This is a genomic window from Paenibacillus polygoni (genome assembly GCF_030263935.1).
GTDB classification, from domain to species: Bacteria; Bacillota; Bacilli; order Paenibacillales; family Paenibacillaceae; genus Paenibacillus; species Paenibacillus polygoni.
The window spans coordinates 498,831-515,609 of record NZ_CP127162.1; the positions used below are offsets into that span (position 1 = coordinate 498,831).

The window sequence follows — 16,779 nt, forward strand, 5'->3', positions numbered from 1 at the left end:
GACAATTTTCTGAGATGATTGAAATAATTGAAATAATTGAAATAATTGAAATAATTGAGATGATGGAGATGATTCATCCTCTATTACAGTTTCCGCATTTGTTTATCAGCTAGATCGCCAACAATAGGCAGCTTTAGCCACTTTCCTTGCAGAGTTATCACTAACATTACAATCCATATAACAAAGCCGAGCAGGGATAACAGAGCAGCGAGCAGCGGACCAAATAAGGGAACAAGCCCGCTTAGAATGTGTCCTACTACTATAAAGCCAAATGCAAATAAAGATTGCAGAGCATGAAACATAACAAACCGACTTCGTTTCTCCAGTGCAAGCATCACAATTGCTCCTATAAAGGTGAACAGGTAGCATATTGCAGCAGCAATATTCTCATCAAGACCTGTCGATGATTTGAATGGAGACATTATTCTTCCTCCCTTTTGTACAAGGTGCTATAAGTTAGCATATGACGGGGTAGGAGAGATTTGAACAGAATGCTCGAAAATTAATTGTTCAACTGAAACAAAAAAAGAGTGAAAATAAATAGGGGTAACCCGTAAACCGTGAGGCGGCTTAAGCGGGATATCCCTAATTTCTATAAAAGTAAGCTGACCCTCACCTAACAAAAATAAATTAGGAAGGATTCCCGCCTTGTTGCTGACGTCTTGGGCTCGTAATTTTCCCTTGTTTATCCGTGTCATTTTTTTTCGGAACCAGTCTAGGATCGGTGGTACCGTCATGATGATTATCAAATGCAAACTCGGTTAGTTCCCATTCTGTAGCACCTAAAACAGGATCCGAAGGGAATTGTTGACCTCTGTGGAGATGTTCAGTAAGTCCTCGTTCATTCGTATAAACTCCGTCAACCTCAACTGTTTCCTTGGATATCGGGAGCATCTCCTTGTCTTTTCCGCTCATTAATGGAATGCCTCCTTGAAAGAAATAGTAAATCATTATTTCATTATTTTCGTGAAGCACGAGGCTTCTGGCTTTAAGGTAACCTGAATTAGACATAATTATTCCAAGCCCAGGGATAATAACTATAAAGAGAAGCCTTCTAAGGCTAAAATTCGAACTTTGGTAGATAAAATGTAAATTAATTACTTTTTATAAAGTTGTAAAGCTGTACGACTGCTTTGAATATGATACAATGGAAGTGTGATTCAATAAGAGTCATATCGGGTAATCATAGTGTCAGGTACCTGTTTTCTCAGGAGTCCCGGCCTAAAGCTGAATATTGCCGCGCACACTTCTTCATGGTATCAATTTAGATCTTTCTTTTTGCATTCTCTAAACGGAGCATTCACTTTCAACGTTTTGGGAGGGAGTTATCATGGCAACAAAAGGTCATAATGAGGTCAAAGAAAGTTTACGGGAAATGACTCGTATATTCAGGCCGAAGGATCCTAAAAAATTCGTGAAGGAGTATGTGAAAAAATACCGGATAACAGGAGGGTATGAAGAGGAACTGACGCTTGTAGTTGAGCGTGAATTAACTAGACTGAATTCCTCAGTCTCCTGATTCGTTTTTTTGTAAGGCATTCCCGTTGTATTTGCTGATTATATTGCTTTGCTGTTTATAGAACCGCCACCCTGATGAAATTGAAACAGAGAGGCGGTTTTTTTTGCGTCTCCCTCAGCATATATATGGTAAAGGTTCCATAAATATAGAGGAGGACGGCCATATGTCGGTAAAGCTTAAAACAAAAGAAGAGATCGGTTACATGCGTGAGGCCGGACGAATCTTAAAAGCATGCCATCGTGAAATTGAGAGAAAACTCGCCCCAGATACGACAACCCAAGAGATTGATGAATTTGTAGAAACCTTTCTCGCTCGAAATGGAGCGATTCCCGAGCAAAAGGGCTATAAAGGGTACCCTTATGCAACCTGTGCATCCGTTAATGATATCGTGTGTCATGGATTCCCAAGTAAAAAGCCGCTTAAATCAGGTGATGTTGTCACCATTGATATGGTTGTTAACAAAGATGGATGGCTCGCAGACTCTGCCTGGACCTATGCCATCGGAAAAATTGATTCAAAAACCCAGCGTTTTCTTCGCCGAACCGAGAAGGCAATGTTACTGGGTATTGAAGAAGCCGTACCAGGTAAAACGATAGGGGACATAGGCTACGCTATTGAGAAAAATGTAAAGCTATGGCGTTACGGCATTGTTAAACCGCTTGTAGGACATGGAATTGGCAGATTAATGCATGAGCAGCCAGATGTGTTTCCTTACGGAAAAAAGGGAACAGGAATGAAACTGGTTGAAGGTATGGTGATTACCGTTGAACCCGTTTTGACCATGGGAAGAACCGGCGCTGTTTATTGGGAAGAAGATGGCTGGACAGTCCGATCAGCAGATGGAAGTATCGGTGCTCAGTATGAGCACACGGTAGCGATTACGAAGGATGGTCCGTTGCTGCTAACAAGCTAGACAATTAAGCTGCAGGGAAGTGATTAGGAATCCCGCTCTATCACAAAGCGGGTTTTCTTTTTTTGTGGTAAATGATGGATAAAAATAGAATAAAGCTCTGAGATAAATGCATATCACAGCATAGAATAGGGATTAGACTCTATAAAATGTTACTAGGTTTCATATCTAATTATTTGCACTAATATACATAAATTAACCCTATGGAAAAACAACTCGAATTCTCCCGTTTTATCCGTATATTGGAAGAAAAGGGTGGAGAAACTCCTGCTTATATTAGACTGAAATCGTTAACAAATCGGGCAGTGGCGCGGTTTTTTCGACTTAGTGAACAATTTGTGAACATGTGTCTAAAGATTGACAAAAAGTTGACATCAACTTATATTTAATAAGTGATTGTATTAATTGACAGGATTACAACAAAGGTACTAGAACAGGTAGAATAATCGCTTTCTGGAACCAGATGGTAATCAGCGAAAACGGGAAAAGTGGGGTAGATAGGTGATGAAAAGGTGGCAGTACGGAAAACGGATCCTCCTTTTGCTGACAGCATTCTCTTTATTATTGTTGTCCGCTTGTGGTCGAGAGGATTTATCTGTAATGAACCCGCAAGGTCCTGTAGCACAAGGTCAGCTTGATTTGATGAAACTTGCTATAACGATCATGGTCGTCGTATTGCTTGTGGTATTTGCCATCTCAGCTTACGTATTGGTCAAGTTCAGACGCAAAAAAGGACAGACTGAAGTACCGGAACAAGTGGAAGGCAATTTCAAGCTTGAGGTGATCTGGACTGTGATTCCGCTCATTCTTGTTATTGTACTCGCTGTTCCTACGGTTTCACAGCTCTCCGCACTTGGTAAAGATTACACCAAAGACAAAAATGCCCTTCAGGTTAGAGTAACGGCTCACCAGTACTGGTGGGAATTTAGTTATCCTGATTTGGGTGTAACGACCGCACAAGATCTCATCATTCCAACGAACAAGACGATTTCTTTTGTCCTTGACAGTCAAGACGTAATTCATTCCTTCTGGGTCCCATCCCTTTCCGGTAAGATTGATACCAACTTTGCAGGGGATGACGATACAAAAGGAACAACAAACAAGTTCCATTTTTCCGCACCGAATGAAGGCGTTTACCGGGGGAAGTGCGCAGAATTATGCGGACCATCCCATGCTTTCATGGAGTTCAAAGTTAAATCAGTAAGCCCGGAAGAATTCGAGAACTGGGTTGCTTCTATGAAAGCACCGGCCGTTCTTCCTGAAGATGAGCAGCTTGCAGAGAAATTCAGATCTGCCTGCCTGACGTGTCATGCTGTGGGAGATCAAGGGACTCCAGTCGGTCCGAATCTCACAGGAATCGGCAGCAGAGAAGCAGTAGCTAGTATGCTTCTGAACGAACGTGAAGGGCAAGCGGGAGCATCTGTTGAAGATAACATGAAACAGTGGCTTCATGATCCGCAAGAAGTGAAACCAGGCAACAAAATGCCGAATCCTAGTGATCTTGGACTCACGGCAGAAGAAATTGATGCCATTGCTGAATACTTGGCGAGTTATAAGCTTGAATACGAAACGAACAGTGCGGATTGAGAAGGAGGTACACAACGTTGGCTCACGCTCATACGGTTAAACGGTATACCGGACTGATGGATTGGATTACGACGGTTGACCATAAGAAAATCGCAATACTTTATTTGATGGCAGGAGCTCTGTTTTTTGGTATCGGCGGTATTGAAGCGATCTTGATTCGTATCCAGCTGATGGAACCATACAATCAAATCGTTAGTACACAGATATTTAATGAACTGATTACGATGCACGGTACAACGATGATTTTCCTAGGTGTTATGCCGATTATCTTTGCTTTTATGAACGCGATCCTCCCTCTTCAAATCGGGGCGCGGGACGTAGCATTTCCATTCCTTAATGCACTGGGTTTCTGGACGTTTCTCTTCGGAGGAATCCTGCTGAACCTCAGCTGGCTTATGGGCGGAGCTCCGGATGCGGGATGGACTTCATATGTGCCGCTGGCAAGTACCGCATACAGTGATACACACGGGGTTGATTTTTACACCATTGGACTGCAGATTGCAGGTCTCGGTACACTCATCGGGGGGATTAACTTCCTTGCCACGATTATTACGATGCGTGCTCCAGGGATGTCCTTTATGCGCATGCCGATGTTTGCTTGGACAACATTTATTACATCCGCTATGATTCTATTCGCTTTTCCAGCGATTACGGTTGGGCTTGTCCTGTTAACTTTTGACCGGATTCTGGGTGCAAACTTCTTCAGTATAGAAGGCGGGGGTAACCCTGTATTATGGCAACATATCTTCTGGATCTTCGGGCATCCCGAAGTATATATCTTGATCTTGCCGGCCTTCGGTATTATTTCAGAAGTTATTCCTACATTTTCAAGAAAAAGATTGTTTGGTTACAGCTCGATGGTCTTTGCAACAATCCTGATTGCATTTTTGGGATTCATGGTATGGGCGCATCACATGTTTACGACCGGTCTCGGTACGATTGCGAATGCACTCTTCTCTATTTCTACCATGCTGATTGCCGTACCAACGGGTATCAAAATATTTAACTGGCTCTTTACGATGTGGGGAGGACAGATTCGCTTCACAACAGCGAACTTATATGCGATCGGTTTCTTGCCTACCTTTGTAATGGGCGGCGTGACAGGTGTTATGCTCGCATCTGCACCTGCGGACTTCCAGTTCCATGATACATACTTCGTTGTCGCACACTTTCACTATGTTATTGTGGGTGGTCTCGTACTGGGCATATTTGCTGGACTCACGTATTGGTGGCCAAAAATGTTTGGACGTCTCCTTAATGAGACGCTTGGCAAAATTACATTCTGGTTCTTTATTATTGGGTTCCATCTCACCTTCTTCGTTCAGCATTTCCTCGGTCTTTTGGGAATGCAGCGCCGGGTTGCAACCTATGCGCCGGATCAAGGTTTGGATGAACTGAACTATATTAGTACCATCGGTGCACTCCTGATGGGTGTCGGCGTTATTTTGTTCTTAATTAATGTGGTTATTACTTTTAGAAAACCAGCCGATGCACCGAACGATCCTTGGGAAGATGGCCGTACACTGGAATGGTCCATTCCATCACCGCCGCCTGAACACAACTTTACACAGATTCCACTAGTGCGTGGTCTTGATGCTTGGTGGAAAGAAAAAATGGCAGGCAACACGAAAATGACACCTGCAGAGCCGCTGGGTCCGATCCATATGCCATCTGCTACACCGCTTCCATTCCTGATGTCTGTAGGGATTTTCATCGCAGGTCTGGGTTTCATGTTCTCAAACGACGAGTTTGGCAACGGATTTATGAACTTCTTGTTCAATAATTATATCGTGGTTATCATTGGTCTTCTCATTACATTTGGATCTATGGCCGCACGTTCCTTGTTCGATGATCATGGATGGCATATTGATCCCGAGGAACTGGAAGATAAGGGGGCTAAGATATGACATCGCCACATACAGAAGCTGTAAATGGTCAGCTGCCTCACGAACCTGAAAAAGCGACACTGGAAGGACGCAACAAGGTCCTTGGTTTCTGGCTTTTCCTTGGAGGAGAGGCGGTACTGTTCGGTACTTTGTTTGCTACATTCCTTGCGCTTCGCGATCAGACCGTAGAGGGTCCTACAGCTAATGATCTATTCCATCTGCCCCTTGTGGGAGCTGCTACTTTTATTCTGTTAGTGAGTAGTTTAACGAGTGTTTTCGCGATTCAAGCTATGCACAAACATAATGTTAAAAAGCTGATTTCCTGGCTGATCGTTACGGTTATCCTTGGTCTAGGCTTTCTTAGTTTAGAGATCTATGAATTCTATGAATATGTTGTTCACAAGAACTTTGGTATGACAACAAGTGCTTTTAGTTCCGCCTTCTATACGCTTGTTGGATTCCACGGTGCTCACGTCGCATTTGGTATTGCTTGGATAGGCATACTAATAGGGCAACTGTACAAAAAAGGGTTGACGGTCGTCACCGCGCCAAAGATCTATGTGTCTGCAATCTATTGGCACTTTATCGATGTGGTCTGGGTATTCATCTTTACGGTCGTTTATCTGCTGGGAAAGGTGGTTTAATCCATGGCAAGTCACGAACAGGCTGGCAATAACAGTGTCAAGCATCGTCATCGCCCGGAAGGGCCAGAAAAGCATGTGGTTGCCTTTATTTTCTCCATAGGTTTAACGTTGATCGCTTTTGGAGCAGTGGCTGCAGGCGGAGTGAATACTGCCTTTACGGTTATTCTCTTGCTCACCATGGCGGTTCTGCAAGTAATTATCCAGATGGCTTACTGGATGCACATGAAGGACAAAGGACATCTTATTCCTCTTATCTTTATGGCATTTGGATTTTTCGTGGCCTTTACGGCCATTATTACCGCTTTATTTTGGGTATGGTGGTAAAGACAGTAGAAGGCGGCGAATCTTTTTCGCTGCCTTTTCTTCTTTTCATAAAGCCATTTATTTACTGTCATGAAGCAAGGCAGGAGGGGAATTATGCTTGGATTAGAATACTTTAGTTTCGCGGACGTATGGAGTCCACTATTTTTGGCTTTGATGCTTATACTGACAGCACTTTATTTTGTAATGGTTGGCCCGCTTGCTTATAGTGCAGGAATCGTGGAAAAGACAACCCCAGGACAGAAGATTATGTTTGTATGCGGGATGTTTATTCTCTATATGGCACAAGGGGGCCCGATCAGCCTGCTGGGACATACCATGTTCACCTTTCACATGATTAGTATGGCGCTGTCCTATATCGCTGCACCGCCGCTGCTGATGAGAGGGATTCCATCCTGGGCATGGCGTAAAGTTCTTGACTATCCATTAATAAAATCCTTTTCTTTCTTAGGAAAACCTATTGTAGCAGCACTCGTATTTAACGGACTATTTTCGATTTATCATATACCACTTGTACATGACTATGTCATGCTGAACTTCACGGTGCATCGACTTTATTACATCATTCTATTCATTGCGTCACTTCTGATGTGGGGATCCTTAGTGCATCCTGTTCCGGAGCGGGATAGGGAATCGAGCCTTGCTAAGATCGGATTTATTTTTCTAAACATGGTACTTCTTACACCGGCCTGCGGGCTTATTATCTTCGCTCCAGAACCGCTGTTTGCAACGTATAGTGATCCAAATGTTTGGGCGACTGCGATGGGGTACTGTTACTCGGGTGATCCTCAGATTCTTTTGCAATCTGTCGGCGGACCCTCTTACTTTAATTTGTTACCCAATGCACAGCAGGATCAGCAGGTAGGCGGAGTGATCATGAAGATGATCCAAGAATTGATTTTTGGTGTTATGCTCGCATATGTCTTTTTTCAGTGGTACAAGAAAGAGCGGAGTGAAGAAGAAGAGATCATACCAAACGTATCATAACCAGGTAGACGAGATACAGGCGATTGCGTAAGATTCACCAGCATGAAGAACACGGGGGGAAAGAACATGGATTTATATTTTTGGCTGCCTACACTCAGTACGGCTTTTATCGTAATCAGTGCAGTACTGGTGGGGATCGGATGGGTACTTATTATCCAAGGGAAACGAGCAGCACATAAGAAAATGATGCTTGCCGGTGCCTGGGCAGCAATTCTGTTCTTCATAATCTACAGTTCGCGGACCATCATTGTAGGGAATACAGCTTGGGGCGGTCCAGATGATTTGAAATTATTCTATCAAGTGTTTCTTATTTTCCATATTGTCATGGCTACCGTGGGAGCTATATTTGGCATTACAACCCTCCTATGGGGCTACAAAGAAAAGTATGCGAAACACAGGCGGCTCGGCAGAGTGACTTCTATGATCTGGTTTTTCACTGCTACAACAGGGGTTCTTGTGTATACACTGCTCTATATCCTTTATCCAGGAGGACATACGAAGCCTGTCTGGGAAGTGATTATAGGTGCTTAAAGATATAGGCATGAATGAATCAGGATGTGAACGATCAAACAAAAAATAATGAATTATGAAAAAAGGAGACAAGCGTCTCCTTTTTTTTGTGCTCCTTAACTGTGCTCCTTAACTGTGCTCCTTAACTGTGCTCCTTAACTGTGCTCCTTAACTGTGTCCTCTGAAAGCTTTCCTAATTGCTCTTCTTACCACTGTTCTTACTATGTGTTCATAGTCGTCGTGGTTATTTTTTTGTCTTATGGAAGAAAAAGGTTGACGAGGACAAGCAATAGTTTATATACTGTGTATAAAGATATATACAGTAATCACACCTAGTTTCGGTAGAGGGGTTGGTAACATGAATTCAACAATGTGGAAGCAAGCTTGGTGGTTGACGAAGACGGGACTTAAGCGAGATCGGCTGAACTGGATCTGGACCATACTTTTCACCCTGTATACAGCGGCTATTACGGGAAGCTTTCTTACCGGTACAGGACTCAGAGAAATGGAAGCACAAGTACACACGATTGTAGCAGATAATATCTTCCTGCTGTTTGTTCCGTTTTTAGGTTTCTTTTTCACAAGGAGATCCTTACATTATATACAGAATGATTCGTATACCCAGATGTTATCGTATATGCGTAGATTACCTATCCCCGCATCGATTATTATATGGAGCCGGATCTTACAGATGATGGTTGCCTTTGCCGTGAACAGCGTCATCTTTTTCACTTTAATTTATTTTCTAGTACTGCGGGCAGAGCACTTTAGGTTTGATCAGGTTCTCGCTTTTTCACTGATATGGATCGGGTACGGAATTATCGCAAATGCCTTTTATATATACTGGGAGTTCGTGGTGAATGGAAAAGCCTATTTTATATTAGGTATTGTAAGCTTTATAGCAATTTTTCTTATCGCGCTCACAGCCGCTATACTTGATTGGAACCTGATTCTGTTTTCGATAGAGCATAGTCAGCAGTGGGGATTACTCGCTCCAGGAATGTGGATCATGCTTGTATCTGGAATCCTGCTGACGATTTTCTCCTTTAAGCGTACGAAGAAAAAAATGCTAGTAAGAGATGTAAGCTAATATCTGTCTTCACTGTATTCAGGAACCTTAAGGGAAATATGAATATAGCTGAAAAAAATATTTCTATAGAGAAGGGGGAAGCACCGCGTGCACATACCTATACAAATCAATGAGAACAGCGCTGAACCCTTATATTCCCAAATAGAGAGTCAATTGCGATCGCTTATTATTACTGGCCAAATTAAGGAGGGGACATTATTGCCCTCGATTCGTGAATTTGCAGGCAATCTTAGCTGCAGTGTCATTACGGTCCGAAGAGTATATCAAGATCTAGAGAACGAAGGATTGCTCCGTACGAAGCAAGGTACAGGAACCTTCGTGGCTCAGGTAGGTATAGATAAAAAAGAGGATTACAAACAGGCCGCAGTAAAAGAGGCACTGATTCAGGCGGCAAAAGTAGGCAGATCGGTCGGCAGTACTCGTGAAGAACTGGAACACTGGTTCTCTGAAGTCATGAATGAGTTCTATAAGGAGAAGGGGGAGACAGAGCAATGACCGAACACTCAGTAATCTCCATGCAAGGGGTGTATAAATCAAGAAAAGGAAAATCGATTGGCCCCATTCATCTAGAACTTCTGGAGGGATATATTTATGCCCTTGTCGGGCCGAATGGTTCAGGAAAAACAACCCTTCTGAGTATGCTGCAAAAAGTGGTGCTTCCTGAAGCAGGACACATTTTATGGTTTGGCGAGCAATATGATAAAGAGGAACTTCCGCTTGAGATCCGCCAGAGAATAGGATTCGTCACGGAGTACTCAAGCCCAGAGGAGGATCGACTTACAGTAGAAGAAGCAGCTGAATTTCGTGCTTTCTGGTATCCACGCTTCGATGCCGCTTTATTTGAAGAACTGCTTACCAAGTTTGAGGTGCCCCGAGGCAGCAGATTAAAGAAAATGTCCAAGGGAGAACGGCGCAAGTTTGAGTTAGCTGCAGCGCTGGCTGTTCGGCCTAAACTGCTGATTTTGGATGAACCCTCATCAGGGCTCGACCCTTTCGCATGGAAGCAGATGCTTACAGAGCTTCAGCTGTTCATGCAGCGAGGAGATAGTACAATTATTATTGCGACTCATATTGTGGATGAGATCAGAAAGCTGGCAGACTACATTATCCTCATACACAAAGGACAAACGCTCGGTATGGTGGAGAAGGATCTTTTGCTGGATAGCTGGCGAGAGATTTGGTACGAAGGAGAGATCAAACCGGCTCATTTGCCTGGAGTATTGGAATGGTCAGAGGAAACGGAACGAATTCGTAGAATAGTAACAACGCGTGCAGTAGATGTACTTGAAGTGTTAGATGAAGCAGGGCTAATGCCGCTAAAAGCGAGAGTACTCGAGCTGGAGGAAATTTTAATGTACTGGATTCAGGGGCATGGACCTGCAGGATGGGAAATGAAAAAGGGGGAGCATATCAAATGAATCGACTCGAACTGAACCAAGTAATGAAGCAGTATGGTGACAAACTTGCAGTTAATGGGGTAACTCTTTCGGTGAAAGAAGGAGAAATCTACGGATTGCTTGGTGCCAATGGGGCAGGAAAAACGACAACGATGCGTATGGTGCTTGGACTTATTTATCCTGATGGGGGTCAGATCAACTACAATGGCAAATCATTCAGTCCTGAGCTTCAGCATCTGATGGGTTACTTGCCCGAAGAACGTGGAATGTACCCGAAGGTGAAAGTAAATGAACAGATTAATTACTTAGGTCGTCTACGGGGAATGTCAGCAAAAGAGGCAGACGAGAGCTTAAAATACTGGCTTGAGAAATTTGAGGTACCCGAGTATTACGACAAACGAATTGAAGAACTTTCTAAGGGGAATCAGCAGAAAATGGGTTTTATCGCTGCTGTTGTCCATCGCCCGCAAATCCTGATTTTAGATGAAGCATTTAGTGGTCTTGATCCCGTGAATGTGGAACTGCTGAAATCAACGGTAAAAGAAATGCGAGATGAAGGAACTTCCATCTTGTTCTCGACACACCGAATGGAGCACGTCGAAGAGCTGTGTCAGAATATCACCATACTTCACCGCGGTAATTCCGTAGTAGAGGGAAGCATTAGAGAGATTAAATCTAGATACCCGCGGGAACAGGTACGTCTGATCACTTCAGAAGAGGTGAGTGGACTGGAGCTGCTTCCGGGTGTTACGAAGGTGGAACGAATGGAGCGAGGCTATCTAATCACAATCCGTTCTATGGAGGCAGCCCAGCTTGTGCTGCAAAAAGCATTAGAAACCGCTACAGTGGAGCATTTTGAGATTAAAGAACCGACATTGAATCAAATCTTTATCAAGGAGGTAGGAACAGGTAATGAATAAACTTGGGACAATTATCGGATTTACCTACAAGCAGAAGGCAAAGACGAAAGCTTTTAAAGTGACGACCCTCATCCTTGTGATTCTGATGACGATTGGTATAAATCTTCCTTATCTTATTTCCTCTTTTACAGGTGAAGAAAAAGAGAACAGCAGCGCTACACGTGCAGAGGTTCCATCTATTGGTCTTGTGATAACGGATCCTGAGCAGCAAGCTGTTGGGGATGAACTAAAGCTCTATACCGACGGTCTTATTAATCCTGTATTTAAGCTTGTATCCTACGAGTCAGCCGAGGAATCGAAGCTAGGCGAGGATGTAAATGATGGAATTATTGATGGATATGTAACGCTTGAGAATATGGAAGGATCTGCTTCACCTTTGGCTACCTACTATTCTCTCGATGGGGATGTATCTTCCGAAGTGGCAACGTGGCTGCAACTTGCCATTCAAAATGCGAAAACAAAAGTGATCGCACAGAACTCGCTTACCGAACAACAGATTGCAGATATCAGCACACCGGTATCTCTGATTACGAAAGAAATGAATGTAGAAAATAGTTCAAGTACTGCTGATACAGAGGATTCCGCTTCCCAAGGTGTGAACTATGCTTTTGTCTATGTGCTCATGATTCTATTCTTCTTCTCTACCGTAATGACAGGGAATATGATTGCTTCCGAAATTACCGCAGAGAAAAGCTCACGGATTATGGAAATCCTGATCACCAGTGTGTCTCCACTGACACAAATGTTTGGTAAAATCATCGGTATTTTCTTGCTCAGTTTGACGCAGATTGGGATCTTTGGACTTACGATCTTCGCAAATCTCATGCTGCCTCATAATAAAGAAATGCTCAGTTCCATGAACATTGATTTAACTTTACTTAATCTGGATGTACTCTTTTACGGACTATTATTCTATATCTTTGGTTATTTCTTGTATGCGGTTCTGTTCGCTGCGATTGGTTCCATTGTCAGTCGTACAGAAGATTTAGGTCAGGCGCTTACACCAATGACAATGCTTTCTCTGGCTGCTTTCTATATCGGAATCTTCAGTATGGGAACACCGAACAGCTTACTTGTTCAAATCTCAAGTTACGTGCCGTTCACCGCTCCAACGGTAATGATTCTTCGGGTCGGAATGGGAGAGATCGCTGTTTGGCAGATATGGGTATCACTAGTCATTTTGATTGCAGCAATCTTAGGTTTCGGATGGTTGTCAGCGAAGATTTATCGTACGGGCGTATTGATGTACGGTAAACGTCCGAGCGTAGCGGAACTTCGTAAGGCGATGAAGGCTTTTAAAATGTAATAAAAATGAGTTGATTTTTATTTAAGGTACTACTGGATTACATTCTATTATTCATAAATAAGGAGAATCTAACATGAACCATTGGAAAAAATCGCTCTTATCGCTCATTATTTCAGCAGGTATGCTCGCCTCAGCGGCCCCTGTATTAGCTGCACCACAGCAACCGGTACTAAAGATAAACGATCAAAAAGTTGAATTTGCAACAAGTACACCTATTGTTGACCAGGGCACAACGATGGTGCCGCTGAGAACAACACTCGAGGCTCTAAATGTTAAGCTGTCCCATGTCCAGGATGGAACCATTCAAGCGGTTGTTGACGGCAAGCAGATCACGCTGAAAAGCAAGACGAAGCTGATTAACGGTGTAACCTATGTTCCAATTCGTACGGTGGGAGAAGCCGCAGGTTACGAAGTACGTTGGGATAAGAAGTCTGGTACTGTACTTTTGGTTTCCAAAACAACGGGTGAAGCTGCTCGCGGTTTCATGTGGGAAGTGGAGAACAACGGGAATACCGTGTATCTCGTTGGATCGATGCATATTGCGGATGATAGTTTCTATCCACTGCGTTCAGAGTATGAGGAAGCTTTTGCTGAGGCGGATTATTTAGGTGTAGAGATCGATATTAGCAAAGCCGTAGATGAAGAGCAGCAAAAATTGATTGCGAATATGGGAATGTACCAGGATGGAACTACGCTGAAGGACCATGTATCCAAGGAAACTTATGTGAAGCTTGAAGAAATTCTAAAGCAAAATGGAATGGAAAAGAACGCACTAGATGCATATAAGCCTTGGGTAGTCGAGACAACGATCAGTACTCTGAAAACAATGACAGCAGGGTACGAAGCGGCTGCAGGTATCGATCTATATTTCATCCAGAAAGCGATGGAGCGCAAAATACCAGTTCTGGAGCTAGAATCCTATGAGTCCCAACTTGGCATGTTTGATGATTTCTCCAAGGAGCTGCAGGAGCGGAATTTGAAGACTGCGCTAGACAATTTTGATGCCCTGAATGATAGTGTGGACCAAATGGCCGATATGTGGAAATCAGGAAATGATGAAATGTTACTTGAATTCACCAACAGCATGGCTGTCGAACCTGAGTTTTATAAAGCGATGCTGGTTGATCGAAATATCGGGATGGCGGATAAAATCGACGGTTACCTGAAAAGTGACAAGAAAGAAGAGTATTTCATCGTTGTTGGCGCAGGACACTATCTGGGTGAACATGGCGTTATAAAGCTGCTTCAGGATAAAGGGTACACAGTGGTACGCAAATAAAGGACTAATTTTAAAACAGTGGTTTGTCTGATTGAATTTATTGGATCATGCCTCCTTAGGACTGACGGTACACCTGTTTGGGTGAGCCGATGAGTTCAAGGGGGCATTTTTTTAAAAAACAAGATCATGACTTTGATCAGAGTAGATCTTTTGTTTTTGCCAACTTAACAGTGAGGAGTCCTGATAATGGTTTTCCATTTTTAGCGGCGATGCTGATCCAGTGAGTACCTGTTGACCAAGGTTTAATACCCTTTTTAGCCAACTGTTCGCCAGGAGCTAAGGTAAAAAACATCTTTTCTTTTCCTGTAAGTGTATTCTGGGTAACCCTGACAGTGACAGTATCAGATGATGTGTTATGAATCCAGATCTTTGCCCAGCCGTAATATGGTTCGATATAGAAATTATTTTTATAGGTAGTGCCTAAAAAGGACTCGTTTTTATACTCATAATCAACATCAAGAGTTTGGATGTCTTGGGATCGGGTCACTGTTTCGTTTGAGGCAAACACAGGAATTACGCTCAGAACGGTGACACTAGCTAAAGTGAATGCCATCACTATCTTGGTTACATGGTTCATTTGTTTCATAGTAATAATATTCCTCCAAGCTTGTAATGTAGTAAATATTATCCAATAAAATGTATAAGAGAGCAACTTTTTCGCTATGCGTTCTTTAACTGATCGGAATAAAACGCATAACATAAACATGATGGGGGCTGAATGCAGCCCACTTCATTAATTGAAACCGTTCCCCTAAAATTCATTTATTTAAACCAGCTCATTTTATGGGTTGGTTTTTTTATTTTGGAAAAAAACTCTTTACTTTTCTAAAGAAATTTGGTTTTGTGTATAAAGAAATTTATATAGGAAGAGGTAAGACATGAAACGAATGAACGTCGAAGGATATCTATCAAAAATGAAAGGAGCAGGTAGCAGTCCGCTGCAAATTGATGTAAAAGATTCACTGACTGGACTGATCGGAGGGTTCTTAACCATCTCGATTTTAGCCTTCCTCACAAGTATGACATCTTCCGAATGGTTAATGGCTCCATTTGGAGCAAGCTGTGTACTGGCATTTAGTGTGTGGAATGCTCCTTTATCACAGCCTCGGAATATTATCGGCGGTCACTTTGTATCGGCACTCGTTGGGTTAGTTGCCTACCATCTCATTGGTGCTAAACCTTGGGCGATTGGACTTGCTGTGGGCTTAGCAATTTCACTGATGATGTTAACGAAGACGACCCATCCGCCAGCTGGAGCAGACCCCATCATTATTATGCTGGGCGGATATGGGTGGAGTTATCTTGTTTCACCTGTACTTATTGGTTCTCTGATCATCGTGCTCATCGCACTCATCATCAACAACATGCGGAGTAATCGTGCATATCCGACTTTTTGGATCTAGTTATAAGTAGATATAGATGAAGAGGAAGTAAGTAACTCAATTAGTTTTTGAGCGGACTTGCTGAGATAATGCTGCTTTAGCCAGATCACGGCAGAACTAGAGGTGGCTTGAGGACCATTAATTTCATATGTCTGAATATCACGGTTATCATATCGGTGTAATGAGGAACGCGGGAGTATAGATGCCCCAAAACCGGAAGCTACAAGTTCTACCAATATCCCTATATCGGAACATTCCCCGACAATAGCAGGAGAGAGTCCCCGAGCATGAAATTGATCCAAGATTAAATGATAGAGTCCAAGTCCCTCCGTGCTAGGGAGGATAAGTGGATATTCCGAAATGGCCTCATAGGAAATAGCACCGTTTGCTGTGACCGATTGAGGCGGGGAATCCTCTTTTCCTGTGACAAAGTATAAAGGTTCTGCGCCTACAATCGCGTAATCATAATCTTCAAGTGAAATGGGGAGGCGCACAATCGCTACATCAAGGATCTTTTCTTTTACTAGCTTAGCAAGTGTGTTTGTCTCATTCTGCTGAATTTTGAAGGTTACTTTGGGATAAAGGGTGCGAAACGTACTCAAAATCTCAGGGAGCCGCTCATCAGATAGTGTATTAATTCCAATAGAAAGTTTACCTCGTACACCAATTCCCGATTCTTTCACTTCGGCTTTCGCTTCTTCCATCATCCGTGTGATGCTGAGTGCATGCTCATACAGTGTTTTACCTGCAGAGGTAATCTCAAGGTGTCGTCCATTTCGATGAAACAGCGTTACACCGAGTTCCGTTTCCATCATCTTTAGCTGCTGACTAAGCGGAGGCTGAGACATGTGGAGTCTCTGTGCAGCGGAAGTCACCTGCAGTTCTTCTGCAAGCGCGATAAAATAACGTAATTGCTTAATATCCATAGGTAAGCTCTCCTTGTCGATATCTATATGAATTCCATATACTTTTGCAAGGTATTAAATATTTTTAATATAGTTATGCTCATGATACCATACAAACATAGCATAGCGATGGAGG

General features: G+C 43.0%; 19 protein-coding genes. 15 read left to right on the forward strand and 4 right to left on the reverse strand.

Annotation, left to right across the window (positions count from 1 at the left end; genetic code table 11):
* Positions 1-83: 83 nt before the first annotated feature.
* Both QPK24_RS02465 and QPK24_RS02470 read right to left on the reverse strand, forming a co-directional pair.
* Entirely contained in the window at positions 84-422 is a 339-nt protein-coding gene (locus QPK24_RS02465) for a DUF4870 domain-containing protein (RefSeq protein WP_285745865.1), read from the reverse strand.
* Between the two features lie 208 nt (positions 423-630).
* A complete protein-coding gene (locus tag QPK24_RS02470; protein ID WP_285745867.1) occupies positions 631-915 on the reverse strand; it encodes a transposase in 285 nt (94 codons plus the stop codon).
* A gap of 415 nt (positions 916-1,330) precedes the next feature.
* Here QPK24_RS02470 and QPK24_RS02475 point away from each other — a divergent pair, with 415 nt between their 5' ends.
* From QPK24_RS02475 to QPK24_RS02540, 14 genes are all read left to right on the forward strand, one after another.
* Complete coding sequence (locus tag QPK24_RS02475) at positions 1,331-1,519, forward strand: hypothetical protein (protein WP_047911489.1); 189 nt, start codon at positions 1,331-1,333, stop codon at positions 1,517-1,519.
* Between the two features lie 163 nt (positions 1,520-1,682).
* On the forward strand, positions 1,683-2,432 hold the full coding sequence (map, locus tag QPK24_RS02480) for a type I methionyl aminopeptidase (RefSeq protein ID WP_285745873.1): 750 nt from the start codon (positions 1,683-1,685) through the stop codon (positions 2,430-2,432).
* A 498-nt stretch (positions 2,433-2,930) separates the two neighbouring features.
* The gene (gene coxB / locus QPK24_RS02485) at positions 2,931-4,016 is read left to right on the forward strand and encodes a cytochrome c oxidase subunit II (RefSeq protein WP_285745874.1); all 1,086 of its coding nucleotides are present in this window, start codon (positions 2,931-2,933) and stop codon (positions 4,014-4,016) included.
* A 56-nt stretch (positions 4,017-4,072) separates the two neighbouring features.
* Positions 4,073-5,923, forward strand: a complete 1,851-nt coding sequence (ctaD, locus tag QPK24_RS02490; protein ID WP_285749043.1) for a cytochrome c oxidase subunit I — start codon at positions 4,073-4,075, stop codon at positions 5,921-5,923.
* On the forward strand, positions 5,920-6,546 hold the full coding sequence (locus tag QPK24_RS02495; protein ID WP_285745876.1) for a cytochrome (ubi)quinol oxidase subunit III: 627 nt from the start codon (positions 5,920-5,922) through the stop codon (positions 6,544-6,546). Before ctaD ends, QPK24_RS02495 begins: the two co-directional genes overlap by 4 nt.
* Before the next feature lie 3 nt (positions 6,547-6,549).
* Positions 6,550-6,870, forward strand: coding sequence for a cytochrome C oxidase subunit IV family protein (locus QPK24_RS02500; RefSeq protein WP_160035144.1), 321 nt, complete (start codon positions 6,550-6,552; stop codon positions 6,868-6,870).
* A 93-nt stretch (positions 6,871-6,963) separates the two neighbouring features.
* Positions 6,964-7,854, forward strand: coding sequence for a cytochrome c oxidase assembly factor CtaG (ctaG, locus tag QPK24_RS02505; protein ID WP_285745879.1), 891 nt, complete (start codon positions 6,964-6,966; stop codon positions 7,852-7,854).
* 66 nt (positions 7,855-7,920) lie between these two features.
* On the forward strand, positions 7,921-8,385 hold the full coding sequence (locus tag QPK24_RS02510) for a DUF420 domain-containing protein (protein WP_160035148.1): 465 nt from the start codon (positions 7,921-7,923) through the stop codon (positions 8,383-8,385).
* 337 nt (positions 8,386-8,722) lie between these two features.
* Positions 8,723-9,454: an ABC-2 transporter permease gene (locus QPK24_RS02515; RefSeq protein ID WP_285745881.1), complete on the forward strand. Its 732-nt coding sequence runs from the start codon at positions 8,723-8,725 to the stop codon at positions 9,452-9,454.
* An 87-nt stretch (positions 9,455-9,541) separates the two neighbouring features.
* The gene (locus tag QPK24_RS02520) at positions 9,542-9,949 is read left to right on the forward strand and encodes a GntR family transcriptional regulator (RefSeq protein WP_285745883.1); all 408 of its coding nucleotides are present in this window, start codon (positions 9,542-9,544) and stop codon (positions 9,947-9,949) included.
* Positions 9,946-10,872 (forward strand): ATP-binding cassette domain-containing protein, encoded by a 927-nt coding sequence (locus QPK24_RS02525; protein WP_285745886.1) that lies wholly within the window; start codon positions 9,946-9,948, stop codon positions 10,870-10,872. Before QPK24_RS02520 ends, QPK24_RS02525 begins: the two co-directional genes overlap by 4 nt.
* Positions 10,869-11,771 carry an ABC transporter ATP-binding protein gene (locus QPK24_RS02530; RefSeq protein WP_285745888.1) on the forward strand — a complete coding sequence of 301 codons (903 nt, stop codon included), beginning with the start codon at positions 10,869-10,871 and terminating at the stop codon, positions 11,769-11,771. The genes QPK24_RS02525 and QPK24_RS02530 overlap by 4 nt, the downstream gene beginning before the upstream one ends.
* Complete coding sequence (locus QPK24_RS02535) at positions 11,764-13,077, forward strand: ABC transporter permease (protein ID WP_285745889.1); 1,314 nt, start codon at positions 11,764-11,766, stop codon at positions 13,075-13,077. Before QPK24_RS02530 ends, QPK24_RS02535 begins: the two co-directional genes overlap by 8 nt.
* A gap of 73 nt (positions 13,078-13,150) precedes the next feature.
* Positions 13,151-14,356 carry a TraB/GumN family protein gene (locus QPK24_RS02540; RefSeq protein ID WP_285745891.1) on the forward strand — a complete coding sequence of 402 codons (1,206 nt, stop codon included), beginning with the start codon at positions 13,151-13,153 and terminating at the stop codon, positions 14,354-14,356.
* A gap of 136 nt (positions 14,357-14,492) precedes the next feature.
* On the opposite strand, the gene QPK24_RS02545 is transcribed toward QPK24_RS02540, so the two are convergent.
* The gene (locus QPK24_RS02545) at positions 14,493-14,942 is read right to left on the reverse strand and encodes a hypothetical protein (protein WP_285745893.1); all 450 of its coding nucleotides are present in this window, start codon (positions 14,940-14,942) and stop codon (positions 14,493-14,495) included.
* Positions 14,943-15,234: 292 nt separating this feature from the next.
* On the opposite strand from QPK24_RS02545, the gene QPK24_RS02550 reads away from it, so the two are divergent.
* Positions 15,235-15,759 carry an HPP family protein gene (locus QPK24_RS02550; RefSeq protein ID WP_285745895.1) on the forward strand — a complete coding sequence of 175 codons (525 nt, stop codon included), beginning with the start codon at positions 15,235-15,237 and terminating at the stop codon, positions 15,757-15,759.
* Here QPK24_RS02550 and QPK24_RS02555 read toward each other — a convergent pair.
* Positions 15,756-16,664, reverse strand: coding sequence for a LysR family transcriptional regulator (locus tag QPK24_RS02555; RefSeq protein ID WP_285745896.1), 909 nt, complete (start codon positions 16,662-16,664; stop codon positions 15,756-15,758). The genes QPK24_RS02550 and QPK24_RS02555 overlap by 4 nt on opposite strands.
* Between the last annotated feature and the right edge of the window lie 115 nt (positions 16,665-16,779).